This is a genomic window from Chromobacterium vaccinii (assembly GCF_000971335.1).
Lineage (GTDB): Bacteria > Pseudomonadota > Gammaproteobacteria > Burkholderiales > Chromobacteriaceae > Chromobacterium > Chromobacterium vaccinii.
Map to the genome: position 1 here is coordinate 36,672 of NZ_JZJL01000028.1, position 25,611 is coordinate 62,282.

A 25,611-nucleotide genomic window follows, 5' to 3' on the forward strand; every position below is an offset into this window, starting at 1 on the left:
ACTTACAACTATCAGGAACTAGACAGACATCAGCGCCGCACGCCACCTGGAGAAGGTTAATCATTCTAATATTTTACAGACCAAACTTTACTGATAAGATGCATGCAGCATGTTAATAGGAAAAGAAATGCTTAAGCTCTCCCCCCAAAAATTAGTCACCTCCATATTGATTGGAATCATGGCAACAGCCTCATCTTCTGCTTTTTCGGGTGGGCTCGACGACGCCAATATGCTAAAAAAATTCTCCCTTTGCGATGCATCTTTTTTTAGCTACCTCAACGAACATGCAGAAGAGGCTAAACAGCTTGCCCCCGTTGAACAGCAGCAGAACTTTTTAAATTTCAAGGTCGGAGATCGGCTTAAGGATGGCGCTCCTAGCACGGTGCGCTTTACTCATCCATTGCAGGTTGGCACCTTAACCATCCTTGGCTACCAAGACAACTATAGCAATCTTGGTAGGCTAGGTCGTTATTACTATTGGGGATTTGTCGTAAAGGGGCTGCCTGATAACGTATACCGCCAGCTGCCTCAAGAGGTAGCCCAAAAGCTACATAAGGATAAAGAGTCCTATACTAGGAACGAATGGAAAATCGTCAAACAGGAACCTACCGAGTGGTTTTCTGGCTCTGCGTCGGCAGCCGGCGAGCCAACCAGACCAGGTACGGCAGAGCGGCTGCTTATGATAGAAAAGAGTGACGGCGCGCCACAAGAATCGACCATGCTTTGTTCGGTACAGGGCACGATCCTCCCTGCAGTGTTAAAAGATATTCGTCCAGATCAATACAGCATAGAGTCAAACCCAACCTATATTCAAGACAAGTTGGCCTTGGCAAGAGCAATTACGCAGAAATACACCTTAGACTATCAAATAGAAACGCCGGATCAAATAGAGGCTAAAGTTAGGCAATTCATTGATGCTGGCAAGAAAAAATATCCGATTGCTGCAAACGAAAAGCCTGAAGCCTTTTGGTCGGAGTTCGGATCAATTCAACGAGACTTCTTAAACAATCTGAACAAAAATGCGGCACCGGCTCAAGAACAGCTACGAGCATTACTGGCTGACAAGATGGCTTCAATCCTAGACAAGCAACAACTTGAAGATGCCAGCCGAGAAGATAATCCTGTGGTTGCCATGGTAACCAGTGGCGCATTTACTGTTGACGAGATCGTCCGCTCTAAAGGAATTACCTTTATACTAAAACCAACACTTCAAAAAGCTGGCGCCTTCATGGTGCTGGAAAAAAATATGGCTCATGGAAATGAGCCCCCGATCTAGCACGCCATGCTGCAGTTAAGATATCAGAATGACTCACGGCCGGCAGATTTCTCCGGGTTAATAGCTGAGAAAAAGAAAAGGTACGTCGCCCCTTTGGGGTGACGCACTCTACGAATCACTCATCGGCCACCCGCAAGCTCATCCGCTCCGCCAATCTCAGATGACAGGCCGCCGCCAGTTTGACCAGCTCGGTATCGGTTGCCGGCATGCCGTCCGGCACGGCGATCAGCTCGGCCAAAGCATCCAAGGTGGCGACGGAGCTGTTGAGGCCCATCATGCGGCCGAGCGGGTGTTTCTGGCGGTTATGCCGCTCATAGTCCAGCGTCACCAGCCAGCGCGTATGCTGCCAGCACGCCTCGCCGTTTTCCAACACTGCATCCAGCACCGCCCGGCTCACCTGCCGCGCCGCCTCCGCCGCCAGCGCCAAGGCCAGCTCCAGCTGATCCGCCGTCAGTGCCTCCTCGCCCTCCCGCCGCAAAGCCGGCAGCAACTCCTCCTCCAGCCAGCGCCGAAACCGCCGCGCCGCAGGCTTGCGATAGCGCCGGATCGCCGTGGCCACGCCGGTTTCCGACAGGCAAACCACCTCCCCGCCACCCAGCGGCATGGTTCGGACTTCTTCTTTGTTGAGTTTACTGAGCAGCGCCGCTGTACTGCGGCACTTGATCGCCGCCGCGACATCATCGGCAAAAAACCACAAGCCGTTGTGGCGATGCAGGAGATGAAAGGGTTTATCGAGGAAAGTGAATTCCCGCAAAGATGGGGATGTGGGCAAATGGGCGGAATGTTCCATTGAGAGAACCTCCATGTAGTGGTTTCCACAGCCACCCACGTCGCCAAACGGGGGTGGCAGGCCAAGGCGGGGTTGGCGAACCGGCTACATGGACCCGGCAGACTCGGAGGTCTCCCCACCCGGCCCGCCATGGAGTGCATGAGCGCGCGCGAGCGCGACAAACACAGCTTGATAACAGCCATGTCTGCCATGTAGCCCAGGTCGCCAAACCCGGTCGTGCTATTGAACACAACTCGACAAGGCTAGAACCCAGGTACAGGAGGGTCAAGAGTAAATGACAGTTGGAAGACTGGCAAGAAGGGCAGGCAGGCACGGCAAGCAACTTGATGGAAAATCCTAGAATATTCCTTCACTTAGCACCGATCATGAGCAAGCCCATTATCCGCCTCGGCGACAAGACTGATCATGGTGGTACCGTTCTTGAGGCCTTCCCTACCCTCATCGTCTTTGGCAAACCTGCAGCAGGCGTCGGCCACAAAGTCAGCTGTCCAAAGTGCAAAGGCACGTTTGTGATCGTGGAGGGCGCGGCGAATACAAGCTTCATGGGCAAAAACGTCGCCATCGAAGGAATGAAAACCTCCTGCGGCGCCACCTTGATCGCATCGCAGGGACAGTCAACGATAAACGTCGACTCAGGCGCTGCCGCAGTTGCCACTCCCTCCCCTGCGCAAATCGCATCCGCGCTAACAGCAGCCAGCGCGAGCGAGAAGCTGTTCGACCAACATTTCATTGTGCACGACAAGAACGGCGCGCCGCTTCCCAACTGGCCGTACACTATTGAACTGGCCAATGGGCAAACCATCAGCGGCAAAACTGACGACATGGGCAAGACATCCAAAGTTTCCTCAGATATAGCTGACTCCGTCACCTTGCACGTATACGAACCGGAACCCACGCCGATCAATCCGCATTGGGATCAATGAGATGGCCCCCAAACCAAAAAAGAAAATTCACTCCCATAAGGACAAGCTGACGCCTAAGTCCGTCACGGCTCCGCAAAAAGTTGAAGTAGACGATACCGCCCGATTGAAGGAAATCCGCAGCTTGGTCGAGAAGAACAATCAGTCATCCTTGCCTACCGATCTGATCATTTGCCAGATTTACATGGAGTCGCGCTTCGACTCCAACCCGCACAACAACGATAGCTCCGCCAAAGGGTTGATGCAGCTGCTCAAAGCCCCCATCCGGGAAATGTACCGAATGGAAAATATGCAAAAACCGAGAAGCGACAGACTGACTGACCAAGAGGCCTTCAAGAAAGCGGATGTCTTTCATGACAGCCCCTCCCTGCTAAACGATGCCATCAACATTCAGACCGGGACCAAGTATTTGCAGATACTGATTAATAAACAGAAAAAGAAAGGCACTGACGACCCGATATCAGAAGCGTACAAGGATTACAGAGGGCTTAGAAACGGTGTCTATTACAGAAAAATCAAAGCAATGGCTGACAAACTAAAAGACAATCCAGAATCCATGCAAATATTGAGAGACGGCGTCAAATGAAATACCTTTTATTTTCAATCGTACTGCTTTCCCTGAGCGCAAACGCAGAAACTGTGCAAAGTTGCCGTCTTTCCAACCAAAACACCATCACCATTAGCCGCGACAAAAAAGTCGCCGACACATACCTTTACTTTATCCAATCAAACAATAACAAGCGTGAATTCATCTTCAGCACCGAAGAAGAGTCGAGAGGCAGCGACGTTCAGGCAGTATGCGCAGGAAAGAAACAAAAGGCCTTTATTGTTTCGGGAGAGTTCACATCCAATTACATGAAAGGCCTGGCAATCAACGAGAATGGCCGGATAGATTTTGCGGAAAAAATCAGACCATCCATCGCATATACCAAGCCCAATGAAATGATGATCATATTTCGAACCGATAAAAAATGGGACTCAAGCAACATCTATACCGTCTATAAACTTACCGGAAATAAAAAACAGTCCGACGAGAGCTTCGGCACAGATCTCAGACCTAGTCAGCATGGCTATGAAATAACTTTTCTAAAGAATTAAAATAGCCGCACTAATCTTATATCTTACATTACTGTAAAACTGGTATAACTCGCATCTCTTCCATCAGAAATAGAAAATATTTACACTCATATAGTGCCAGCAACTTCTTGAAAATTATTTTGAAAACAGATTTCCACACCACAGCCGAGCCAATTTTTCATTCATTTTGTGGTAATAAAAAAATGAGTCTGTCTGCTGGAAAAATCATAACCTAGATATCTGCCTATCAAATGGGTACGTAAATATAAGCAGGAACAATTACACCGGAGGTAATTTAATGAAAAAAATAGCGGTAACTTTCGACTCCAATGTATGGGAGCTCCTTGCAAATGACAAAAAAATAGAGGAACATCCACAAAAAGAAATCTTATCAGCAATCTTACAAGCCATTACAGAAAACAGAGTACTGCCATACATATCTGATGTCATCATCACATTGGAGGCAATTAAAAAAGCAAATAGAAAAGAATATCACCGCAACATTACAACCAAAACTACCTTATCAAACCAGAATCTTTCAATTAACGAATCCAAACAAGACGTCATCACTCAAAAAATAACAATCGTTCCCAATTACAATCATCACACAGGATTAAATGAAGAACTACTTTATGCACTTCAACGAGCATTATTATTGGGGTTCAAGTTTATCAACGCACCACGCATCGGCGCATTGAGGCTTGATGAAAGCCTGTATAAGCCAATGGAAAAAAATGAACAGGCACTACTCGATAGATTAAATCGAACAAACGAGGCCATTCTAGCTTTTGAAAAGAAAGGATTAGGATCATACGCCATTAAAAATTTAGGAACACAAGTAATAAATGAATACCCTGAGCTATGGAACTTAGGACCATTCCGGGCATTCTCTCACAGCTGCATATCACAGAAAGAAATATCCAGAATGATTTCAGAATGGGCCGATGGAGATGCCATAGCAGCCCACTATGGCCACAATCATGATATTTTCTGTACTTTTGATCAAGGAAAGCAAGCAGGCACCAACTCAGTTATGCACTACACGCACAGGAGTTGGCTTGAAAGTGATTTCAATATAAAAATATTCAACCCTACACAGCTAGCCGCCTACATTTTAAGTCTAGAATAGAAATCATACAGTCACAACACAAGACGTGATTGAACAATCAAACTAATAGATAGCAGAAAATAAGAGATAATATTTAGCATCCAAAGGGAATAAAATGCAATTCACTAACACTAATAGCTTAGTTGGATTTGCACTTCAAATGTCTGAGACCTCTTTTGTAAAAACACAAAGATTTGGGGAATACACACAATCAGCCTGGCCTAAAATCTCTCAGCTTGATAGAAAAGTTTTGGCAAATGAAATTTTACTAATCATCTACTATTTACCAAAAAAAGAACAAGCCGCGTTAGTGGCTTTTCATACTCAAGACATTCGAGCAATCAAAGAAGTTGCAACTCTTATTCTGCCTAGAAGTTGGGATTTTTCTTTACGAATCGAATTAGCTCGTAGCTGGGCTTGTGGTCAAAAAATAGAACGTAGTCAGAAAGAAATAGCCAAGGACTACATGACATCTCCAGCCAAAATCAGAATAAAGATGAGAGATGCTTTTTCATTAATTTCTGAAAATTTCAACCAAAGCCTGAATACGCTTGAACCATTACTGTCAGAATTAATAAACACTCCATTATAAAAATCAGTCAAACAGTCTCACCATTCATCCCCCACAAGCAATACAATACAAGCAGCCCCTACTCTCATTTTGTAAATTATATTTCTCCAAACCAATTAAATTACAATTCATTTCCCCAGCCCATCTATCACTCTAATAAATTAGTGTTCTATAAGAAAAGTCTTTCCCAATGGAAAAACCTTCCCTTGCGGGGAGGAGCAAAAATTTTTTCTCGCATCCAACCCACTTATTTCTGAAATATAAAGATCTGACGCTGTAGAAAACCATAAGCAAACTCGCCTCGGAATCGTGAAATTACAATTAACAGAGTCATCACAAAACATAGATTTTGCATTTAAAGGGATAACACCAACTTCTTCCATTCGCACCGTATATTTCTTTACAATACCTCCTCCATTACCAATAAGTCTCAGAGTTCGCTGACCCAAAAAATCTGGAAACCCAACCATAACAGCAAAAAAAACCATAACAGCAAAGTAAATAACAGCGAAATTATAACTTCCACCTCTAGCAACAAGGATAGGCAAATATAAAATTATCACAAATATAACGCAATAAAAAACATAGGGGTAAAAAGCTTCAACATCCCCCTTCGACCTGTCTATTAATATTTCAATCACGTACCCTAAATCAATTGCAAAAAATACCGTTATAAATACAGAAAAAAACATGAAAAAAGATAACAAAACAAAAAACTCTTTCAAATGAAAATAACTTTGCCAAGGATAACCACCTCTAAAGCGAATAGACAAAATAGTTACATAGAAAAGTTGAGAAGAAAACTGGCAAACCCAAAGCAATGGGAAACTAATACCACCGTAAAAGAAAAAGGCTGAAATAAATAACGGGATTACAACACACCCAACATATCGCCAAGAAAGATCATAGAAACGGCCATTTTTAAAGCTTGGAATGATTTCTCTGGAAACTCCGATAAAGTAAGGAATTAAGAGTGACACTGCCAAAATTGAAGAGAGCATTACCGACACAGCGCCATAAACTGGCAAGAATGTCAGATCAAAAACCATTCCAATTCCAAGCTTATGTAAAAAAATTGCTAGGCAAAAAAAACCTGCCAAAAAGAAAAAAGTGGTTATTGATAATATTAACTTATCAAAATTTTCAAAAATATACTTCAATCCAGTATAATTTATCTTACTCATCAAAAAAAACCCCGCCACCTTTACGATGACGGGGTTTTATCACGAATGACGTTTAGCTATCAAGCCAGCTTCACAAGCTGCGCCTTAATCTTCTCCAACTTATCCGTAAACTCCGCCACCTGCGCCCGGTCGCGCTCGACCAAGTGCGCCGGCGCCTTGTCCACATAACCCGGCTTCTCCAGCTTGGCGGTCAGCTTGGCCAGCTCGGCTTCCACCTTGCCCTGCTCCTTGGTCAGGCGCGCGGTTTCGGCGGCTTTGTCCACTTCCACCTTCAGCATCAGGCGCGCTTCGCCGGACATCGCCACCGGGGCATCGTCTTCCGGCAGCTTGGCCACCAGCGTGCCTTCGGTCAGACGGGCCAGCAGCTTCAGATAAGGCACGAAGTCGGCGATGGACGCGTCGGCGGTTTCGATGAACAGCGGAGCCTTGACGGCCGGGCCGATTCCCATTTCGCCGCGCAGATTGCGCACCGCGTTGACCATCTCCTTGAACGCGTCCATGCGGGCGTTGGCTGCCGCGCTGATTTTGGATTCGTCCGCCACCGGCCACGGGGCCAGCATCAGCGAGTCCGCCTTCTTGGCATTGGCCAGCGGGGCCACGGTCTGCCACAGCTCTTCGGTGATGAAGGGCATCAGCGGGTGGTTCAGGCGCAGCGCCACTTCCAGCACGCGCACCAGGGTGCGGCGGGTGGCGCGCTGCTGGGCTTCGTTGCCGCCCTGGATCTGCACCTTGGCCAGTTCCACGTACCAGTCGCAGTACTCGTTCCAGATGAATTCGTAGATCACCTGGGCGGCGATGTCGAAGCGGTAGGTTTCCAGCGCGTTGGTGACGTCGATCTCGGCCTGTTGCAGGCGGCCGATGATCCACTGGTCGACGAAGCTGTATTCCAGCGGCAGGCTTTCATCCTGGCCGCAGTCCTTGCCGTCCACGTTCATCATCACGAAGCGGGTGGCGTTCCACAGCTTGTTGCAGAAGTTGCGGTAACCTTCGGCGCGCTTGAAGTCGAAGTTGACCGAGCGGCCCAGCGTGGCGTAGCTGGCCATGGTGAATCTGAGTGCATCAGTACCGTAGGCCGGGATGCCTTCCGGGAACAGCTTCTCGGTGGCCTTGGCGATGGCCGGGGCCTTTTCCGGGCGGCGCAGGCCGGTGGTGCGTTTCTCCACCAGCGGCTCCAGCGCGATGCCGTCGATCAGGTCCACCGGGTCGATGACGTTGCCCTCGGACTTGGACATCTTCTTGCCTTCGTGGTCGCGCACCATGCCGTGGATGTAGACATCCTTGAACGGCACCTTGCCGGTGAAGTGCTTGGTCATCATGATCATCCGGGCTACCCAGAAGAAGATGATTTCGTAGCCGGTCACCAGCACATTGGAGGTCAAGAAGGCTTTCAGGTCCGGGGTTTCTTCCGGCCAGCCCAGCGTGGAGAACGGCACCAGGGCGGAGCTGAACCAGGTGTCCAGCACGTCCTGCTCGCGGCGCAGCGTCTTGCCCGGGGCCTTGGCCTGGGCTTCTTCCTCGGTGCGGCCGACGTAGATATTGCCGTCTTCGTCGTACCAGGCCGGGATCTGGTGGCCCCACCACAGCTGGCGGGAGATGCACCAGTCCTGGATGTTCTTCATCCACTGGTTGTAGGTGTTGACCCAGTTTTCCGGCACGAAGCGCACTTCGCCGGATTCCACGGCCTCGATCGCCTTGGCGGCGATGGATTGGCCGGTGGCGTCGCCTTCGGCGACCTTGTTCATGGCCACGAACCATTGGTCGGTCAAGAGCGGCTCGATCACGGTGCCGGTGCGGTCGCCGCGCGGCACCATCAGCTTGTGCGGCTTGGTTTCCAGCAGCAGGCCCTGGGCTTGCAGGTCGGCCAGCATGGCCTTGCGCGCCTCCTGGGCGGTGAGGCCGGCGTAGGCGGCCGGCAGCTCGATGGTGCCTTGGGCGGCACCGTCGAAACCGAAGATTTGCGCCTTGGCCAGGATCTTGGCTTCCAGGCTCATCACATTGATCAGCTGGGTGTTGTGGCGCTTGCCCACTTCGTAGTCGTTGAAGTCGTGCGCCGGGGTGATCTTGACGAAGCCGGTGCCGAATTCCTTGTCGACGTACTCGTCGGCGATCACCGGGATGGTGCGGCCGGTGAGCGGCAGCTCAAGCTGCTTGCCCACCAGGTGCAGGTAGCGCTCGTCGTCCGGGGCGATGGCCACGGCCACGTCGCCCAGCAGGGTTTCCGGACGGGTGGTGGCGACGGTGACATATTCATCGCTACCCACCACCGGGTACTTGATGTGCCACATGTGGCCGTCTTCTTCCTCGGATACCACTTCGAGGTCGGAGATGGCGGTGCCCAGCTTGGCGTCCCAGTTGGACAGGCGCTTGCCGCGGTAGATCAGGCCTTGCTCGTACAGGCGAACGAAGACTTCGGTCACCACTTCGGCGCGGACGTCGTCCATGGTGAAGTATTCGCGGTCCCAATCCACCGAGCAGCCGACGCGGCGCATCTGGCTGGTGATGGTGCCGCCGGATTTTTCCTTCCATTCCCAGATCTTGCTGGTGAACGCTTCGCGGCCCATGTCGTGGCGGTTCAGGCCCTGGTCGGCCAGCTGGCGCTCCACCACGATCTGGGTGGCGATGCCGGCGTGGTCGGTGCCCGGCACCCATACGGTGTTGTGGCCCTTCATCCGGTAGAAGCGGGTCAGACCGTCCATGATGGTCTGGTTGAAGGCATGGCCCATGTGCAACGTGCCGGTCACATTGGGCGGCGGCAGCTGGATGGCGAAGGACGGCTTGGCGGTGTCCATGCTCGGCTTGAAGTAGCCGGCCTGTTCCCAGTGTTGATACCAGCGGCGCTCGAGGTCGCCCGGTTCATAGCTCTTGGCAAGTTGTTCCATGGTGCTGAATCTTGATTTTCTGGATGGAAAAAATGGGTCGATTATACCCGGTTTTGGCTGCCCAAAGACGGCCCAGACCCACTTCCCGGCCTAACTATCCAAATTGCGGCCAGACGCGGGACTGCCGCATCATGCCATGCGATTATCCGCAAGCCGTCCATGATGCCGGCCAACGGCGCCGGCCTACGCAAGAAGGATGCATGCCATGAGCGAACATCACCACCACGATCACCATCTGGGTTGCGCATGTTGCAGCCTGCCGCTGCTGGCGCAGCTGGATCAGCCCCAGCTATCCCAGGACGATTGGCTGCGGGAGCTGGAAGCGCTGGCTCCCGAACTGGGCAAGCTGTTTCCTCACTCAAGCAAGCAGGAAAGCGCCATCTTTCACGGCGGCGCCATCCGCCCGCTGGCTGCGTCCGGTCCGGATCAAGTCGCCGCGCTAGGCATTTCCGGCGGCAGAATCATCGCGATGGGAGAGCTGGACGGCGTGCGCGCGGCGATGAGCGGCCATAGTCCCTATAAAGAAATAGACCTGAATGGCCGCGCCCTGCTGCCGGGCCTGATCGATCCGCATATGCACATCACGCCCAGCGCGGTTTTCAGAAGCTGGATTTCCCTGAGCGCCTTCGGCGTCACGCCAGCCGGACAAAACGGCGAAGACTCGCAAATGCTGAACCCGGACTACAGCTACCAGCAGATCAAGGACAAGCTCGGGCCAGCTATTAAGAGCGCCAAACAACCCGGCGCTTCGTCCAACTGGGTGCTCGGCTTCGGCATAGATCCTTCGCTGATGCGGGAGTGGACCGACATCGACTCTCTCAAGCTGGACGAGCTGGCGCCGCCTGACGACAACGTCGCCGTCTTCCTGCTCAACGCATCAGGTCACATCGGCTACGCCAACACCGCGGCGATGAAGGAAGCCGGACTCACGCCGGAGCAAATCCAGGACTGCAAGGGCGTGCTCACGGAAGCCAACATTGCCCAGATCATGGGCAAGATTCCCAAACGGCTGTTGGCAAAAGACCTGTTGCGCAATCTGCTGGGCGTGCTGCATGACGCCGCCGCCAGGGGCAACACCACACTGTTCGACGCCGGCCTGGGTTCGTCCTTGAAGAAAGTGGAGATCGAGCTGCTCAGGCAGATCGCCAATCTCGGCCTGTCGCCGGTACGCATCGCCGGCGCGCTGTACTCCAATGAGCTGCCGCAAATGCTGCAATGGATGAAGGACTACCAACCCGACCTGAACAGCCAAACCGACGGCAATTTCAGCATCAAGGCGCTGAAACTGGTGGCGGACGGCTCCAACCAGGGCCTAACCGGCTTCCAGTACCGCCCTTATAAGAATGCGAGGCAGCATCCGGTGCCGGATGTATCGCCCATCGGCCTGTTCAACTTCAATGTCCCCGCAGATCCCAGCCCGGAAAACGCAAAACGGTTGCCGGACGCTCTTTCCAGCTACCTGCAACTGGCGCTGGGACGCGGCTGGCCGGTGCTGGTTCACTCGAATGGCGAACAGGCGATGGAGTTGGTGCTGGACAGTTACCAGGAGGCGATCCGCGCCACCCGCGCCGACGCGCGCAGCCTCCGCCTGCGGGTGGAACATGCGTCGTTGCTCACCGACACCTCTCTGAGCCGCATGGCCAGGATGGGCTTGTCGCCCAGCTTTCTGATCGGCCACGTCGGCTATTGGGGAGACGCCTTCCTGACCCAAATCCTGGGCGAAACCCGCTCGGAGCTGCTGGACCGCTGCGAGTCGGCCCGCGCCGCCGGCATGCGCATCAGCCTGCATTCGGATCATTTCGTCTCACCGCTGGGATCGCTGCGGATGGCGGAGCAAGCAATCTACCGCAAGATGGAAGGCGCTCAACAGGAGGTAAAGCCGGTGCTGAACGCCGAGGAATGCCTCAGCCATCGGCATGCGATGGACGCCGTGACGCTGGATGCGGCCTGGCAGTGCCACATGGACCATCTGGTGGGCTCGCTTGAGCCGGGCAAGCTGGCGGATCTGGTCATCCTGGGCAAGGATCCCCTGGATGACAGCGTGACCGATTTGCGCCACATCAACGTCCATGAAACCTGGCGCGGCGGCGCCAAGGTATACGCCAACCCCGATACTCACTAAGCAAACTCCAAAGTCCGGCGCGTGCCGGACGCAACGCGGCGGCCTGTCCGGCAACGGACAGGCCGCTTGCTATATTTGAGCATGGAGCCGCCTCCTCGCCGCCCCGCGCCTTGCCGGAGTCCTCATGGCCACACCGCTTGTCCGCGCCACCCGGTGTCTCATCCTGGCTCTAACAACAGCCTGGCCGGCCTGCTCGGCGAACGCCGCCTTGCCGGACGCCGCCTTGCCGGACGCCGTCGCCCCGGCCTCAGGGCCGCCGGCCCAGACCGGCCGCCACGTGCTCTTGATCGCCTACGAGCTGCGCAACGGCGGCATTTCCAAGACCACCCGCAGCTTCCTGAACGCCGCCAGCTATCTGCATTGGCAAGTGAAAGTGGCCGACGCCAAAAGCAGCAACGACGCGGTGCGCGAACAACTGCTGCTGCAGGCCACGGCCAAGGACATCGCCGGAGTGGCGCTGATCGGCGCCGACAGCGCCGGCTACCATCTGGAGCTGACCATGCTCAAGCAGATGGGCAAGATCGCGGTGGGTTGGCACGCCGGCAGCGCTCCCGGCCCCAACGCCGAGTTGTTCGCCAACATCACCACCGATCCGCTGGCCGTCGCGCAAGCCGCGGTGGACTACGCGATAGGCAGCAGCGCGGGGCCGATGGGCGCCGTCATCTTCACCGATTCCCACTTTTCCATCGCCATGCGCAAGGCCCAGGCGATGAAGACGGCGCTGGAGCGCTGCAAACGCTGCAAGGTGCTGGCCGTGCGCGACGTGGATCTGAGCCAGACCGCGCAGATCATTCCCAAGCTGGTGCCGGAGCTGGCGCGGCAATACGGCAAGGCGTGGACGCACACCCTCGCCATCAACGACCTCTACTACGACAACATCAACTTCCCGCTGCACCAGGCCGGGCGGGCAGACATCGTCAACATATCAGCCGGCGACGGCTCCAATTCGGCGATGAACCGCATCCGCGAGGGCATTTCGCAGCAAAAAGCCACCGTGGCCGAACCGTGCAACCAGCAAGGCTGGCAAATGGCCGACGAGCTGAACCGCGGCTTCGCCCGCCAGCCGCCCAGCGGCTTCGTCAGCAAACCGATACTGGTCACGCAGGAGCGGCTGCTGAGCCATGGCCGCGATGGCGATATCGAGGACAACCAGAGCTACCGTCAAGCCTACCTGGGCATCTGGTTCAAAAAGCCCTGATTCCCGGCGCATATCTCACTCCGCCGCCCAAGCTCAGCGGGTTTGATTGCGCGGCATTCGGCTGATACTGTTAAATGATCCGGGAACAGAACACCGCAATGGACATATCCCAAAGCCTGGGCATAGAGGGCCTCCCGCCCTCCACCGCCGCCCTGAATTGCGGCGCGCTTTACCTGGTCGCCTCGCCCGATTCCGGACTGGCCCAGGCGCTGCTATTCTCCAATCTTCCCGCCACCGGCAGCCAGCCCCTGCTCTGCGTCAGCAGGCAGCAACCCGCTCCGCAGCAAGACACCGTCTGGCTCGACCGCCGCATTCACGCCGGCAATCTGCAACTGTTGTCGCCGCGCCGGCTGCGCAAGCCGTCGCTCCATTTGACAAGCGCCTGCCTGGACGAACTGGCGCGCTGCCGCAAAACCCTGCAGCCGCCCGCCGGCGGCATGACCGTGGCGCTGGACCATGCCGAAGACTATCTGCCGCTGCAGCAACCCGCTTCGGCGCGCCGGGCGTTGCAGGCCTGCGGCGACTGGGCGGCCCGCCACGGCCATGCGCTGCTATTGCTGCTGGACAGCTCCCGGCTGGACGCCGCCGCGCTGGCGACCTTGAGCCAATTGGGCCGCGACTGCGCCGGCATGGCTTACGCCGCGCAGCTGGGCAACGGACTCTACAGCTGGCAGATCTCGCATTGGCTTGGCGCGCCTCACAGAGAAACCGCCAGGCTGCGCGTGCTGGAAATGAGCCAGCGCCATACGCTGAGCGCGCAAACGGAAATCGGCGACCGCGACGGGTCCGCCGACGGCGGCGCGGAGCATGCCGCCCGCCTCGCCACTGACGCCTTGCAGGTGCTCGCCACCAGCGCCGCCCTCAGCGGCCATGCGCCGCCAACCCCGCAGTGGCGGGCATTCGACGACTTGCCCCGCTTGCTGGAAGCGGCCCGCGACGCGGTGGCAGCCACTGTTCTGCTGGATACCGCCAGCGCCAAGAAAGAAACGCTGGGCCAGGCTGTCGCGCAACTGCGGCGGCAAAACGGCAAACTGCTGAAGATCATGGTGCGCGAAGTGGGCAACCGCCGGCTGCGCCAGAACGAGGAACAATTGCTGTTGCGGCTGGGGGCCAACGCCGTGTTGCCGGCGGAACTGCGCTTCGCCAGCCTGGCCGGCATCATCCACTCGCTGCGCCAAGCCGTCTACCAAGGCGGCGGCGTGGAGGCGGAGGCCTTGCACGCCGCCAGCCATCCGGAGGCCGACCGCGGCTACCTGCCGCCCGCGCGCTTTGTCGAGATGGTGGAGAACGCCGTGCAGCGCAGCCGCGCCATCGATGTCAGCAATATGCTGATCCAGTTGCAGCCCGCGCTGGGCGCCACGCCGGCCGAGCTGCTGGCGCTGGGCCGTTTCCAGCGCGCCGGCGATCTGTGCACCGCCGACCGCGGCCACGCCTATCTGTTTTTGTTCGCCTGCCGCGAAAGCGACGCCGACGCCGCGCTGGGCAATCTGTTCCGCATGCCGATAGGCGAAGTGGCCCAGTCGGAAGTCCGCAGCGCCGACAGCGACAGCATCCTGCTGGCGCTGTCGCAACTCGCCCGGCAGCCAGGCTTCGACCAATTGCCGGACCTGAGCCACCAGTTGTCCGATGAGCCGCACCTGCGCGAGAGCCGGCACGCCTATGCCGCGCCCGTCCTGCAGCGCGCGCCGTTGCGCCGCCACAGCGGCCAGTAAAGGAAAGCCCATGTTCAACCCCGAACTGAGCCAGTTGCAGTTCATGGTGCTGCTGACCGCGCTGGCCGCCGGCATCGCCGGCTACCAGCTGCGCGCCCGGCTGCTGCCCTGGCTCCGCAGCCTGCTGCTGCGCCGGCTGCCCCATTTCCAGCCCCATCCCTATCTGCAAAAGCTGAGGCGGCGGGACGACGCGCCGCTGGGCCGAAGCCGCCGCGCCGAGCCCTAAACCGATATGAAGCCCAGCCACTCCGCCGCCAGCGCTCCCGCTCCCCAAGCCGCCCCGTCGCTGGGGCTGGGCGCCTGGAGCGTCTATTTCATCGCCAAGCTGCTGCTAACCTGGCAGGGCACGCTCAATCTCCACCCCGCGCCCAACCTGGCCTTCGCGCTGCTGCTGCTGATGCCGGTCTCCGGCAGGATTTGGCTGCGCGTCCGCGCCGCGCTGGCCTGGATCGCAGGCGCGGCCCTGCTTTACCACGACAGCTGGCTGCCATCGCCGGAAATCGCGCTGCAGCAGCTGTCCACGCTCAAGGGTTTCAGCCTGCATTACCTGCTGGATCTGGCCGGCCGGGTATTGTCGCTGCCGCTGCTGACCGGCGCGGTGATCCTGTTATGCGGCTACTGGCTGCTGTCGCGCTATCTGCGCCTGGGGACGCTCGTGGTGATCGCGCTGCTGGGCCTGAGCGGACGCCAGCTGTGGCAGGACCGGCCGCAAGCGCCGGCCAGCGCTGCCGCGGACAGCGACCCCGCCGCGCTGGCCGCCGGCGCGCAAGCCGCGCCCCAGACGCCGGACCAGCAACTGGCGGCCTTCTTCAAAAGCGAAGGCCAACGCATCGTGAAATTCCAGGGGCCGCTGGCCGACCCCGGCTTCGACGTGCTGCTGCTGCATATCTGCTCGCTGGCCTGGGACGACCTGCGCGCGGTCGGCATGGACCAGCACCCCTTGCTGGCGCGCTTCGACTTCCTGTTCAGCAACTTCAACTCCGTCACGCCGTACAGCGGCCCGGCCGCGCTGCGCGTGCTGCGCGCCAGTTGCGGCCAACCCAAGCACAGCGAGCTGTACCAGAGCGCCCCCGGCAATTGCTACCTGTTCCAGGATCTGGCTGCGCTGGGCTTCAAAACCGAGCTGGCGCTGAACCATGACGGCAGCTTCGACGACTTTCTGAAGCAAATCCGCGCCGATGGCCGGCTGAACCAGCCGCTGATGTCGCAGCAGGGCCTGCCGGTCGGCCTGCGCTCTTTCGACAGCAGCCCGATCTATAGCGATTACGCGGTGCTCAACCGCTGGCTGGAGCTGCGCCAGCAAGACAGCAGCGCCCATGTGGCGGCCTACTACAACACCATCAGTCTGCATGACGGCAACACCATTCCCGCCGCGCCGGGGCTGAATACCATGGACAGCTACAAGTACCGCGCCAACCGGCTGTTCGCCGACCTGGGCCAGTTCATCGACCAGCTGGAAAAAAGCCGTCGCAAGCTGATCCTGGTGATGGTGCCGGAACACGGCGCGGCCTTGCGCGGCGACAAGCAACAGTTCAGCGGCCTGCGCGAGATTCCCACCCCGCGCATCACCATCGTGCCGGCGGCGATCAAGGTGATCGGCGGCCAGGGCCATCCTAGCCAGATGCGGATAGACCAGCCCAGCAGCTACCTGGCGCTCTCCGCCATCCTGTCGCGGATGATGAACAAGAGCCCCTTCGGCGCCGACTACCAACCTGCCGACTTCGGCCGCGACCTCCCCGCCACGCCCTATGTGTCGGAAAGCGCCAGCTCCATCGTGATGCAAAGCGGCAAACGCTTCCTGCTGCAACAGGACGGCGGCAGTTGGACCGAATATCCGGTGCAATAATCCCATCGCAGGAGGGCCGCGTCACACTTGCCGGAGGCTGTCGAACAAAGACTGGGTCGGCGGCCACAGATTGCCGATAGGCGGACTCAATGGCAGGCCTGACAATCGACCTCCAATCGTAGCCGCCCAGGGATCGACCACAATGGCATCAGCCCCCCAGCTTCCGATCTGGGCAAGATCGCTGGGATCGGCCCTGCCGACAATGATGAAACAATGCGTGGTGTTGTGTCCGCCATGATGGGAGACTACCTCGACGCGGCCGCCTCCCGCATGTTTGAGCAATTCCGCCGCGCCTGCATAGGCCAGCGTGGAGCAACAGCCCGCCTGAGCCTTGTCCACCAATTCGGCCACCTTGTCCAGCCTGGCGCGGTCCAGACCGAAACGCTCGGCGTGAGTGACGCTCGACTCCGCCTGGCGATTGGCCAGCATGCGGTCGTCATCCCGATAGAAGTCGCCAAGCCTTGACATGACTTGGCCATATGCAGAACTGTTCGGCCGAACGAATGTACCGGCATCAGTGCAGGCGTATCCCCCTAGCCGGTTCAACACCGGCAGGCTTTTGGCAAGCACTTCTGCAGGTTTGGGAAACAGTACGTCGTTCAACGCGCGCGTCTGCGAAGCGCAGGACCCCGTGGCGCAGAACCGCCGCGCTCCCTCAAAAAAACGGCCGACCGCCCCTTCCTGCGGCCTCACCTGCCCATGCCCCGTCGCCACGCTTACCGTAAACCCGCGTCCCGCCACCGAGAAGCCGCCGTGACTGACCACCTCGCTCACTACATTGGCATCGGCCAACCGAGGAGACGAAGCGCTGTTGAAATTGATCATCTCCGCCCTTTCCCAGCAAACCGTCAGCGGCTTAGCAATTGCCGCATGATCTTTTCCCGACACAGCACCATGCCGGCCAAGCAATCCTCCATCCTGTCTGCGGACAAGGCTCCGGCGGCCAGTGACTGGTAAGCCACCAGCCCCAATTCCTGGCTCCAGCCTATCCCCGGCTCTTGGCCCAGCAGTGGATTCAACGCCATTTCCAGCATGGTGGAAAGCTGCTCCGGCGCCAGAAGCAACGGAAGCTCGCTGTCGATGTGCCCTATCATGACTAGCCGACCATTGTCTGCGTCCTTGCGCAACACAATCGGAGCCATCCCATCCAGCAACAAATCGCAGTGTCCCTGCGCGTCGAAAGCCAGCCCGCCCAGACCAATGCGCTCGCCCAGTTCAGTCAGCAGCGCATCGAGAAACAGATCATCCATGAGCAATCTCCTCTAGCGGATTTGACTGAAACAGCATGCTAGACCAGGCTCTAGGGAATGGCTTTCAAAATCCGCTCACGCGCCGACGCCGCCGGGCCAGGCCCAAACGAGCGGGATGATGCCGCCAAAGAAGCGATCAGGGATGGGACGGGGGCAGCGGCCAGGGAGCCGGCAGTTCGTCCTGGCTAGCGGGTGCCGCGGCGTTCGGCACGGCGTTCACCACCCTGCCGTCCTCCTGCCAGGGCGCATCCGCCACCCGGCGCGAACCTGACTTCAAGCGCAGCAAATTGGCCCGAATATCCTGGCGATCCGGCGCGATGCGCGCCGCGCGCTCCAGCAGCACGGCGGCGCTGTCGGCGTCGCCGGCCTTGAGCAATTGCAGCGCCAGCCGGTTGATCGCCTCCGGCTGGTATGGATGCAGCCAATACCAGCCGCACGCCGCCTCCAGCTCCGGCGAGTCCGCCAACGCCATCCCAGCCTGCAGCAGCATGGCGGCGGCCAGGCCAAGCGCAATCGATTTGAGACTCACGCCACCCTCCTCAGAAACTCGAATACGGCTGCAGCGGCTCCACCGGGAACGGCAGCGTCAACGACGCGCCGTCGGGCTGGTAGCGCAGGTATAACAGCGCCCGGCCCGGCTGGTAGTACTGCGAATGCTGGTATTCCAGCATGCCGCCCAGCGCCAGCCGCGGCGTCATCTGGTATTCGAACGCCCCGCTCAGCGATACCCCCCAGCCTGGGCCGGAACTCGCGCTGACATAGGGATTGCCGGCCTGCGCCTGCAGATCCGGCCGGGTGGGATAAAACGGCTCCGCCGCCTCGCGCGCGCTGGACACGGAAACCGAGGCCCGCCCCGTCCAGCTCCAGCGCTCGTTGCGCGCCGCGTAGCCTAGCGGGATGGACAGCGAGTTGTAGCGCTGCGGGCTGTAATAGCCGCCCTGGCCGAAAGTGAATTCGCCCAGGTTCTTCTGGAACCAGAAATTGATGCTGTTCACGCCCAGCGTCAGTTGCCGGGTCGGCTCTTTCAGCAAACGCCAGTAGACGCCGCCCATGACAGTAACCTTGCGATTGTCGGCAACGTTCTCGCCGGTCAGTTGCTGGTAGGCGAAATTGGACCACGCGCCGAAGCGTCCGCCCTTGTCGTAGCCCAGGCTGCCGCCGACGCCGGAGGCCACCACGCCGCCCCAAGTCTGGCCGGTATAGGCGTCGCGCACGCCGGCGTAGCTGAGCAATGAGCTGGTCACCGGACGGCGGGAGGCTTCCAGTTTGTAGTTGAGGATGGAAACGCTGTCCGAGTAGCGGATGCCGCCTATCACATTGGACACCGGGAAGTTTTGCGGCGTGCTGCCGATGTCCAGCCGCCACTGATCGTTCTGGTAGCCCAGGCCCAAGTCCACGCCTTGCGCGCTTTGCGCGCCGAACCGCCCCGCGCAGCTCTGAACGCTGTTGCCGGCAAGCGCGGCGCACGCGGCGACGGAGCCGAAGCGCTGCAAGGCGTAATCATTGCCCGCGCTGTTATCCAGGGAGCCGGCGCGAATGCTGGCCGCGTCGGCGCGCAGAAAATATTTGCCCTCGCGCGGGGCCGGCAGCTCCACCAGCAGCGGCGCCTGCCACATCGTCATCTGCGACTGGCCCGGCGTGCCGTTTTCGGCGCTGCGGTAGGTCAGATCCAGGCCCTGCCAGATCTTGACGCTGCGCGCGTCCAGCAGCTCGGCGTACTCCTCATGCAGGCTTTCCTGTTGCGCCGGCTCGGCCGGAACCGGCCGCAGCGGCTGCCGCTGGCCGGCATCGCCAACGGTCGCCATGGCCGAAGCCGGCGCGAAACCGGCGCGATACCACGCCAGCGCCTGTTCCGGCTGGTCTTTCTGCCGCGCGCGCCGCGCCGCCTGTCCCATCAGACCAGGGCTTTTGACGTTCTGCGCCAGCAAACTGGATATCTCGCGATCCAGCCTGGCGGTATCGCCGACATCGCCCAAACGGGTCATGACCCGCAAGCGGAAGTCCAGGCTGCGCCCGGGCTTGTCGCGCAGCAGCTGGTCTATGCCCTGCCCGGCCGATACGCGGTTGCCGGTCTTGATGTACACATCCACCAATTGCAATTGGGCCTCGTCATCGTCCGGATTCCCGCTCAACACCTGGCGCAAACGCTCGCGGGCGGCGTCCCAGCGCCCGGCCTCCATATCGTAGTCGGCCAGCCGGCGCTGCAAGCGCGCGTCTTGCGGCGCGTTCGCCAAAGCCTGGCTGAGGATGGCCTGCGCGCCGGCATCGTCGCCGGCCTGCCGCGCCTGGTCGGCCTGGGCCGTCGCCAGCGTGGCCTGCAATTCGGCCAGCTTTTGCCGCTGCCCCTCGCTCATGTCCTGCCGGGTTTGGGACGCCGCAGCCAGCAGCGGCTCGGCCGCCGCGGCGTCGCCCAGGTCCAGCAACAGGTCGGCGTAGGCCAGTTCGTTGTCGGTGGATGGCTGCTCCAGATACTGCGACATCAGCAACTGGCGGGCATGGCCGGCGTCGCCCGCCCGCAGCCAGGCCTGCGCCAGCTCGGAGAGCCGCTCCGGGTCCCCCCGCATCCGGCGCTCCGCATCCTGCAGGCCGCGCCGCGCCTCTGCCGCGCGGCCCAAGGCCAGCCGGGCGTCGGCCAGACGCATGGTTTCGCGCAGCCAGACGCGGCGCTGCAGCTCCGCCATGCCCTCGCTGCGCGCCGGCTGGGGAACCCGCTGCAAAGTGGCCAGCGCCGCGCGGTTTTCATCCCGCTTGGCCTGGAACAAGGCGTAGGCGTACAGGCTTTCCGGGCTGGCTGCCGGCGCGTCCGCCAGTTGGCTCAGAACGGCTCCGCCTTTATCCGCGTCCTCAGCAGCCAGCCAGGCATTGGCCAGGGCGAAGCGGTTCCAGACGTTCTGCGGCTGCAAATCCACCGCGCGCTGCAAATGCCGCAGCGCCTGCGGCAATTGCCCCTGGACCAGCAAGCGGTCGCCCAGCTCGCGTTCCACTTCGGCGCGGGCGGACAGATACGATGCGCCCAGCGCGCGCTGTTGCCTCTGCGGCAAGGCCCGCAGCATCTGATCGGCCTCGGCGTACTGGCCGGCGTCCAGATAGCCGCGCAACAGGCCGGCCAACGCCTGCCCGCTGTCCGGCTTCCTGTCCAGCGCCTGGCGGTAAAGCCGCCGCGCCTGATCGGCGCGCTTTTGTCCCGCCTGCCATTCCGCGTCGGCCAGCAGCACATCGACGCTGGCCGGCTGCGACTTGCCCGCCTGATCCAACAAGGCGCGCGCCGTCTGCCATTGTCCGGCCTGGATCGCGGCCCGGGCCTGCGCCAGCGTTTCCGCCAATTGCGCGTCCGCGACGCGGCCCTGCTTCTCGCGCAGCCGGCCCAGGCTCTTCAGGTACTGCGGCTGATTACCGTAGCGGCCGGCCGCCAGCTGCAGGCTCTTCTCCGCGGCTGCCAGCTGGTTGGCGTCCAATTGCTTGTCCGCCGCCAACAAGGCCCGATAGGCCGGATCCGCCAGCAACTCGCGCTGCTTGCGCCGGCCTTCCTGCAATGCATCCAGCCGGGAGCGGATCTGCTCGTCGTCCGGCGCCGCCCGCAGATAAGCCAGGTAGGCATCCTGCGGCATGTCAGCTTGCTGCAATGCCCTGCGCCACAGGCTCAGCGCCTCGTTTCGGCTGTCTGCGAACTGGCTCAACGCCTTCAGCTCGGCAAAGGCCTGCGGCGGAAGCGGCGGACGCAGCAACTGAATGCCGATCAGCGCTAGCCGGTTTCTATGATTGGACGGGCTTTGCTGGATCAATTTCTTCAGCGCGGCCTGGCTGCGCGCCCAGCCTCCATTCGGCAAGCGGGCCACCAATTGCCAGTACTCCAGCTCCAGCGCGCCGGCCGGAGGCGGCCCTTGGTAGAGCTCATTGAAGGCGGCGTAAGCCTGCTCGTACTTGCCGCTGTTGAACAAGGAGCGCGCGGTCAGCAGCTTGTTGCGGTCCGGCCCCATCACCCGGCGCAGCTGCTCGACGCGGGCGATGCCGGCATAGCCGGGATACAGCTTGCGCAATTGCGCCAGCGTCTTCTGCGCCTGCTGGTCCTGGCGCTGCTGCACTTGCACCAGCGCCTGCAAAGTCAGGGCTTCCGCCTTGTCTTCCGGCTTGGCGGCATGGATGCGCTGCAATTTGTCCAATGCCTGTTGCGCCTCCAGCGGCCTCCCCAGCGATTGCCACAACCTGGCCTGCTCCAACAGCGCCTGGACCGGGTCCACCGCCGCGGGCGCGGCGTGCAGGGCCCCGCTCAGTCCCAGCGCCAGCAAGGCGCTCAGGATGGCGCGCATGCTCCCTCCCAGGCCGGCGCGACTTCGCCGCCCGCCTTGAACCGATAGCGCGCCTGCTGCCATCCCTGGCCGAACAAGGCCAATACGTGGTCGTAGTAGGCATCGGGCCGCTCGGACAGCGGCACGGCCTCGGCGCGCAACTGCTGCGTCTGCAGGGCCGCCTGGTCGCCTTGCGCCTGCAGGAAAGGCAACAGCGCCATGGAAAACCCTATCGGCCCCGAGCCCTGGGCCTTGCCGTTGCGGGTATCCACCATTTCCGGCGGCAGTCCGGTCTTGGCCACCAGCGCCGCCATCGGCTTGAGCCTGGCCAGCAAGGCGGCGCGCCCCGGCGCGTCCGGGGCCAGCATGCCGGCCCACAAATAGACGCGGATGGCGTTGTAGCTGCCTGACGCCTTGCTGGCGTCGTCGGCGACGAAGCCGTTGCGGTAAGCGATCCAATCCGGCGCGAAGCCGGCCGGCGCGCTTTCCAGCAACATGCGCTGGGAAGTGCCGCGCAACGCGCTCCAGCCGGAGCCGGGCAAGGCGTGCGCCATCCGCGCCACCAGCTGCGGCGGCAGATAACTGGGATTGAGCCGCGTCAGCCCCGGCTTGCGGAAGCCTTCGCGGCCCGGCAGCAGGGTCGGCCCCAGGCCGGGCAAGTCTGCCGTCTCCTCGCGCAGGATGCGCAGGGCCAGCAGCTTGCCCAGCGCGGTATAGCGCGGCTCGCGCCACAGCCGGCCGGCCTCCAGCAGGCTGTAGGCGATCCACAGATCGGAATCGGACGCGCTGTTGTCGTCCATCACGCCCCATTGGCCGTCGGGCCGCTTGCCCCATTGCCAGGCAGGCAGTCTGGCGCTGAGGTCGCCGCCGGCCAGATTGTCCCGCGTCCACTGCAGCAGCTTGTCGAATGCCGGCCGGTCGTTGGCCGCCAGCGCGAAGAACAAGGCGTAGCTCTGTCCTTCGGAGGTGGTGGGTTGGCCGTCGGCGCTGCGGTCCAGCACCCGGCCGCCGTCGGAAACGAAGTGCCGGCGGAAGTCCTGCCAGGCCGGCCAGCCGTCGCACGGCGCCGCCTGGGCCGAGATGACAATCAGCGCGCCCAGCGCCGCCAGACACGCCCGCAGCCGCGCGCCCACCTCAAGACTCCTTCAGGCGGCGCGCCGCCAGCGCCTTGAACAGGCGCAGGATGGCGAAGGAGAAGATCAGCACCGCCAGCGCGGACAGCGCCGCCAGCAACACCGGATGGGCCGACAGGAACAGCCAGACCCAGGTCCACAGCGGCAGGCTGCCGACGTAATACACCGGCCCCAATTGCTGGCTGTCGATGTTGTCGCCGCGAATCAGCACCGCGCTGCCAGCCATCTGCGCCACCTTGCCGTCGTCCGACAGCGCGCCGGTGGCGGCGCTCATCGCGTCCGGCTCGCTGCCGGTGACGATCACCACGCTGCGGCCGCTGGCCAGCGGCGACTCCAGGCCCAGTATCGCCCCTAATCTTCCCTTGGCGGAAAAGTCAGCCTGGCCGCTGACGCGGCCGCCGCCCGACAAGCCAAGCGCCGGCTCCTGGGACAAGGCGTTGCCCTTCCCTTCCGCCACTTTGCGCTCGCTCCCCTCCAGAGTGGTGGGCAGCTTGTCGCGCCAGACCTTGAGCAGCTCCAGATCTCGGGCGTTGCCGACCACCAGCAGATCCTTGTTTTTGACGCTGTCCAGCCTCCCCTCGTCCACCAGCCGGTAACGCAGCGCCGGATAGCCGGTGGATTGCCCCATATTGCCCATCACATTGAGAAAAGCGCCGATGTCCTGCTGCGCCGGCCGCCTGGGCAGCACCACCGCGGTGTCCGACAAATCGGCCATGCGGGTGAACGGATAGCCTGACGCGGCGAACAAGCCCAGATTCGGCAGCGCCGCGTAATGCGGATAGGCGCTGAAATCGATGGTGGAGTCCGGATCGATCGCCGCGCGGTTGCCATCCGCCAGGTTGTTGGCGCACTCGCCCTGTTTTTCCGCCGCGAACACGTACTGGAACTGCATCTCGTTGCGGCTGCCGACGCGGAACGGCGGCAGCAGGATGCGGTCGATATTGCTGAGCAGGCCGTTATCCAGCACCGGCAGGCGCAGGCTGGTCTGGGTGCTGCCCAGTCCGCTGGCGTTGAGGTTCAGGCTTTGCACGAACAACTCATTGATCCCGATGTTCAAGCGGGATCCCGCGGATTGCTGCTGGCCGGTGTAACGGAACTTCAGATCCAGCGGAATGCCGCGGCTGCCCCAGGTGAACAGATCCCCCGGCACGCGGAAGGACACGCGTATCGGCGCCGGCTGCTGGCCCGTGGCCTGCAGATCGCGCGGATTGTCCACCAGCTCGCCCAGTTTGGTGGGCCGGTCCGGCCGCACCCAGTTTGGCGCGTCGTACGGTTGGCGCGGCGCGTCCAGCTTCATTCCGCGCACCGTCACCTGGGCGCCGCTCATCCCGGCCTGGCCCAGCACCAGCGCGTCGGTGGCCAGCTGCAGGTCCTTGTCGTCTCGCCCCAGGATCAACAGCAGCTTGCGTTCCGGCCGCTCCGGATGCGGCATGATGCTGATGGTGGGCGCAGATACCGGCGGCAGCTTGGCCAGGAAGTCCGGCCTCTGGGCGTTGGTTGCGTAAACGATGGCGTGCTGCGCCGCCGGCAAGCTGTTGAACGCGGCGGTATAGCGCACGCCGCGCCACCCAGCCTGGGCGCCGAACCACGACGCCAGCTCGCCCGCGGCCTGCAGCGCGGTTGTCGAGGGGCGCGCGGCGAAGGCGAACGGCAGCTTCAGCGGCGAAAAGTCGCGCCTGTCGAAGAAAGGCTCGGGAAAATAGCCGAGATCGTTGGCGAAGGGCAGCGCCTGCACTATCAGCTGCAATTCGCTGGCATTGCTGATTTCCGCCCACAGGCTGCTGTGGGTTTCGTCCTCGCAGCGATTGGTGTAATGGCCGATCAAGCGGAATTTCAGCTGGTTGAAATTGGCCAGCAGCCGCGGGTCCAGCGGCAGGGTCAGCTGCTGCGGCTTGCCGCCCTGCTCTTTCGGCAAGGCCAGCACCGACACCACCTCGTCGTTGAGCAGCACCTGCACATGCGATAGATCGGCCAGCATCGCCGGCGAAAAGGTGTAGCGCAGACGCAGCGTCAGGCCGGTGATCACTTCATCGCCGCGGCTGCCGAAGCCTACGCCCGCCAGGCTGTTGTCGCCGCGCATTTTCAGCGGGTAGCCGGCGCCCATCTGCTTGAAGCTGAGCGTGCGGGTGGAAACCAGCGCCGCCGATGCGGCCGGCTCGGACGCGGAGATTTTTCCCTCGGCTTTGAGCGGCGTCGTCTGCGCCGCCAGCAACAGCCCGGTCAGGAATATCGACAGAGGTTTTCTCGGTATGCGCATGG

The 25,611-nt window shown here is 60.1% G+C and carries 20 protein-coding genes; 11 read left to right on the forward strand and 9 right to left on the reverse strand.

Annotated elements, in window-relative coordinates; translation table 11 throughout:
* Window positions 1-127 precede the first annotated feature (127 nt).
* Window positions 128-1,276, forward strand: coding sequence for a hypothetical protein (locus tag VL52_RS14445; protein ID WP_046157669.1), 1,149 nt, complete (start codon window positions 128-130; stop codon window positions 1,274-1,276).
* 115 nt (window positions 1,277-1,391) lie between these two features.
* Here the strand turns inward: VL52_RS14445 and VL52_RS23380 are convergent, their stop codons facing one another.
* On the reverse strand, window positions 1,392-2,081 hold the full coding sequence (locus tag VL52_RS23380) for a BRO-N domain-containing protein (protein ID WP_082113760.1): 690 nt from the start codon (window positions 2,079-2,081) through the stop codon (window positions 1,392-1,394).
* A 266-nt stretch (window positions 2,082-2,347) separates the two neighbouring features.
* Between VL52_RS23380 and VL52_RS24070 the strand changes: the two genes are divergently transcribed.
* The 5 genes from VL52_RS24070 to VL52_RS24605 all read left to right on the forward strand — a co-directional run bounded on the left by VL52_RS24070 (window position 2,348) and on the right by VL52_RS24605 (window position 5,763).
* On the forward strand, window positions 2,348-2,989 hold the full coding sequence (locus VL52_RS24070; protein ID WP_235429303.1) for a PAAR domain-containing protein: 642 nt from the start codon (window positions 2,348-2,350) through the stop codon (window positions 2,987-2,989).
* A 1-nt stretch (window position 2,990) separates the two neighbouring features.
* Window positions 2,991-3,572, forward strand: a complete 582-nt coding sequence (locus VL52_RS14460) for a transglycosylase SLT domain-containing protein (RefSeq protein ID WP_046157671.1) — start codon at window positions 2,991-2,993, stop codon at window positions 3,570-3,572.
* Complete coding sequence (locus VL52_RS14465; protein ID WP_046157672.1) at window positions 3,569-4,084, forward strand: hypothetical protein; 516 nt, start codon at window positions 3,569-3,571, stop codon at window positions 4,082-4,084. Before VL52_RS14460 ends, VL52_RS14465 begins: the two co-directional genes overlap by 4 nt.
* 277 nt (window positions 4,085-4,361) lie before the next feature.
* The gene (locus VL52_RS24600) at window positions 4,362-5,192 is read left to right on the forward strand and encodes a hypothetical protein (protein ID WP_144410260.1); all 831 of its coding nucleotides are present in this window, start codon (window positions 4,362-4,364) and stop codon (window positions 5,190-5,192) included.
* Between the two features lie 94 nt (window positions 5,193-5,286).
* Window positions 5,287-5,763, forward strand: coding sequence for a hypothetical protein (locus tag VL52_RS24605; RefSeq protein ID WP_144410261.1), 477 nt, complete (start codon window positions 5,287-5,289; stop codon window positions 5,761-5,763).
* A 140-nt stretch (window positions 5,764-5,903) separates the two neighbouring features.
* On the opposite strand, the gene VL52_RS24610 is transcribed toward VL52_RS24605, so the two are convergent.
* Both VL52_RS24610 and VL52_RS14470 read right to left on the reverse strand, forming a co-directional pair.
* The gene (locus tag VL52_RS24610; RefSeq protein WP_144410262.1) at window positions 5,904-6,926 is read right to left on the reverse strand and encodes a hypothetical protein; all 1,023 of its coding nucleotides are present in this window, start codon (window positions 6,924-6,926) and stop codon (window positions 5,904-5,906) included.
* 59 nt (window positions 6,927-6,985) lie between these two features.
* Window positions 6,986-9,805 carry a valine--tRNA ligase gene (locus tag VL52_RS14470; RefSeq protein ID WP_046157673.1) on the reverse strand — a complete coding sequence of 940 codons (2,820 nt, stop codon included), beginning with the start codon at window positions 9,803-9,805 and terminating at the stop codon, window positions 6,986-6,988.
* 205 nt (window positions 9,806-10,010) lie between these two features.
* On the opposite strand from VL52_RS14470, the gene VL52_RS14475 reads away from it, so the two are divergent.
* The 5 genes from VL52_RS14475 (at window position 10,011) to bcsG (ending at window position 16,683) form a co-directional block, all read left to right on the forward strand.
* A complete protein-coding gene (locus VL52_RS14475) occupies window positions 10,011-11,927 on the forward strand; it encodes an amidohydrolase (RefSeq protein ID WP_046157674.1) in 1,917 nt (638 codons plus the stop codon).
* Between the two features lie 124 nt (window positions 11,928-12,051).
* Window positions 12,052-13,125 carry a type 1 periplasmic-binding domain-containing protein gene (locus VL52_RS14480; protein WP_144410263.1) on the forward strand — a complete coding sequence of 358 codons (1,074 nt, stop codon included), beginning with the start codon at window positions 12,052-12,054 and terminating at the stop codon, window positions 13,123-13,125.
* Between the two features lie 98 nt (window positions 13,126-13,223).
* Window positions 13,224-14,837 (forward strand): cellulose biosynthesis protein BcsE, encoded by a 1,614-nt coding sequence (bcsE, locus tag VL52_RS14485; RefSeq protein ID WP_160298946.1) that lies wholly within the window; start codon window positions 13,224-13,226, stop codon window positions 14,835-14,837.
* Window positions 14,838-14,847: 10 nt separating this feature from the next.
* Entirely contained in the window at window positions 14,848-15,063 is a 216-nt protein-coding gene (locus VL52_RS14490; RefSeq protein ID WP_046157677.1) for a hypothetical protein, read from the forward strand.
* A gap of 6 nt (window positions 15,064-15,069) precedes the next feature.
* The gene (bcsG, locus tag VL52_RS14495; protein ID WP_046157678.1) at window positions 15,070-16,683 is read left to right on the forward strand and encodes a cellulose biosynthesis protein BcsG; all 1,614 of its coding nucleotides are present in this window, start codon (window positions 15,070-15,072) and stop codon (window positions 16,681-16,683) included.
* 21 nt (window positions 16,684-16,704) lie between these two features.
* Here bcsG and VL52_RS14500 read toward each other — a convergent pair whose 3' ends face one another.
* The 6 genes from VL52_RS14500 to bcsB form a co-directional block, all read right to left on the reverse strand.
* A complete protein-coding gene (locus tag VL52_RS14500; protein WP_052729308.1) occupies window positions 16,705-17,508 on the reverse strand; it encodes a hypothetical protein in 804 nt (267 codons plus the stop codon).
* 23 nt (window positions 17,509-17,531) lie between these two features.
* Window positions 17,532-17,933, reverse strand: a complete 402-nt coding sequence (locus VL52_RS14505) for a CesT family type III secretion system chaperone (protein ID WP_046157679.1) — start codon at window positions 17,931-17,933, stop codon at window positions 17,532-17,534.
* 136 nt (window positions 17,934-18,069) lie between these two features.
* Window positions 18,070-18,462, reverse strand: coding sequence for a tetratricopeptide repeat protein (locus VL52_RS14510; RefSeq protein ID WP_046157680.1), 393 nt, complete (start codon window positions 18,460-18,462; stop codon window positions 18,070-18,072).
* Window positions 18,463-18,472: 10 nt separating this feature from the next.
* Entirely contained in the window at window positions 18,473-22,240 is a 3,768-nt protein-coding gene (locus VL52_RS14515; protein ID WP_046157681.1) for a cellulose synthase subunit BcsC-related outer membrane protein, read from the reverse strand.
* Window positions 22,225-23,352 (reverse strand): cellulose synthase complex periplasmic endoglucanase BcsZ, encoded by a 1,128-nt coding sequence (gene bcsZ / locus VL52_RS14520; RefSeq protein WP_144410265.1) that lies wholly within the window; start codon window positions 23,350-23,352, stop codon window positions 22,225-22,227. The genes VL52_RS14515 and bcsZ overlap by 16 nt, the downstream gene beginning before the upstream one ends.
* A 1-nt stretch (window position 23,353) precedes the next feature.
* Complete coding sequence (gene bcsB, locus VL52_RS14525) at window positions 23,354-25,609, reverse strand: cellulose biosynthesis cyclic di-GMP-binding regulatory protein BcsB (protein WP_052729309.1); 2,256 nt, start codon at window positions 25,607-25,609, stop codon at window positions 23,354-23,356.
* Between the last annotated feature and the right edge of the window lie 2 nt (window positions 25,610-25,611).

Excerpts from the sequence above, each read along its gene's own strand:
- VL52_RS14500 (WP_052729308.1), bottom strand. The coding sequence starts at position 17,508 with ATGATCAATTTCAACAGCGCTTCGTCTCCTCGGTTGGCCGATGCCAAT.
- VL52_RS14445 (WP_046157669.1), top strand. The coding sequence starts at position 128 with ATGCTTAAGCTCTCCCCCCAAAAATTAGTCACCTCCATATTGATTGGA.
- VL52_RS23380 (WP_082113760.1), bottom strand. The coding sequence starts at position 2,081 with ATGGAGGTTCTCTCAATGGAACATTCCGCCCATTTGCCCACATCCCCA.
- VL52_RS24600 (WP_144410260.1), top strand. The coding sequence starts at position 4,362 with ATGAAAAAAATAGCGGTAACTTTCGACTCCAATGTATGGGAGCTCCTT.
- VL52_RS14505 (WP_046157679.1), bottom strand. The coding sequence starts at position 17,933 with ATGGATGATCTGTTTCTCGATGCGCTGCTGACTGAACTGGGCGAGCGC.
- VL52_RS14475 (WP_046157674.1), top strand. The coding sequence starts at position 10,011 with ATGAGCGAACATCACCACCACGATCACCATCTGGGTTGCGCATGTTGC.
- bcsB (WP_052729309.1), bottom strand. The coding sequence starts at position 25,609 with ATGCGCATACCGAGAAAACCTCTGTCGATATTCCTGACCGGGCTGTTG.
- VL52_RS14470 (WP_046157673.1), bottom strand. The coding sequence starts at position 9,805 with ATGGAACAACTTGCCAAGAGCTATGAACCGGGCGACCTCGAGCGCCGC.
- VL52_RS14490 (WP_046157677.1), top strand. The coding sequence starts at position 14,848 with ATGTTCAACCCCGAACTGAGCCAGTTGCAGTTCATGGTGCTGCTGACC.
- VL52_RS24610 (WP_144410262.1), bottom strand. The coding sequence starts at position 6,926 with ATGAGTAAGATAAATTATACTGGATTGAAGTATATTTTTGAAAATTTT.
- bcsG (WP_046157678.1), top strand. The coding sequence starts at position 15,070 with ATGAAGCCCAGCCACTCCGCCGCCAGCGCTCCCGCTCCCCAAGCCGCC.
- VL52_RS24605 (WP_144410261.1), top strand. The coding sequence starts at position 5,287 with ATGCAATTCACTAACACTAATAGCTTAGTTGGATTTGCACTTCAAATG.
- VL52_RS14480 (WP_144410263.1), top strand. The coding sequence starts at position 12,052 with ATGGCCACACCGCTTGTCCGCGCCACCCGGTGTCTCATCCTGGCTCTA.
- bcsE (WP_160298946.1), top strand. The coding sequence starts at position 13,224 with ATGGACATATCCCAAAGCCTGGGCATAGAGGGCCTCCCGCCCTCCACC.
- VL52_RS14465 (WP_046157672.1), top strand. The coding sequence starts at position 3,569 with ATGAAATACCTTTTATTTTCAATCGTACTGCTTTCCCTGAGCGCAAAC.
- VL52_RS14460 (WP_046157671.1), top strand. The coding sequence starts at position 2,991 with ATGGCCCCCAAACCAAAAAAGAAAATTCACTCCCATAAGGACAAGCTG.
- VL52_RS14515 (WP_046157681.1), bottom strand. The coding sequence starts at position 22,240 with ATGCGCGCCATCCTGAGCGCCTTGCTGGCGCTGGGACTGAGCGGGGCC.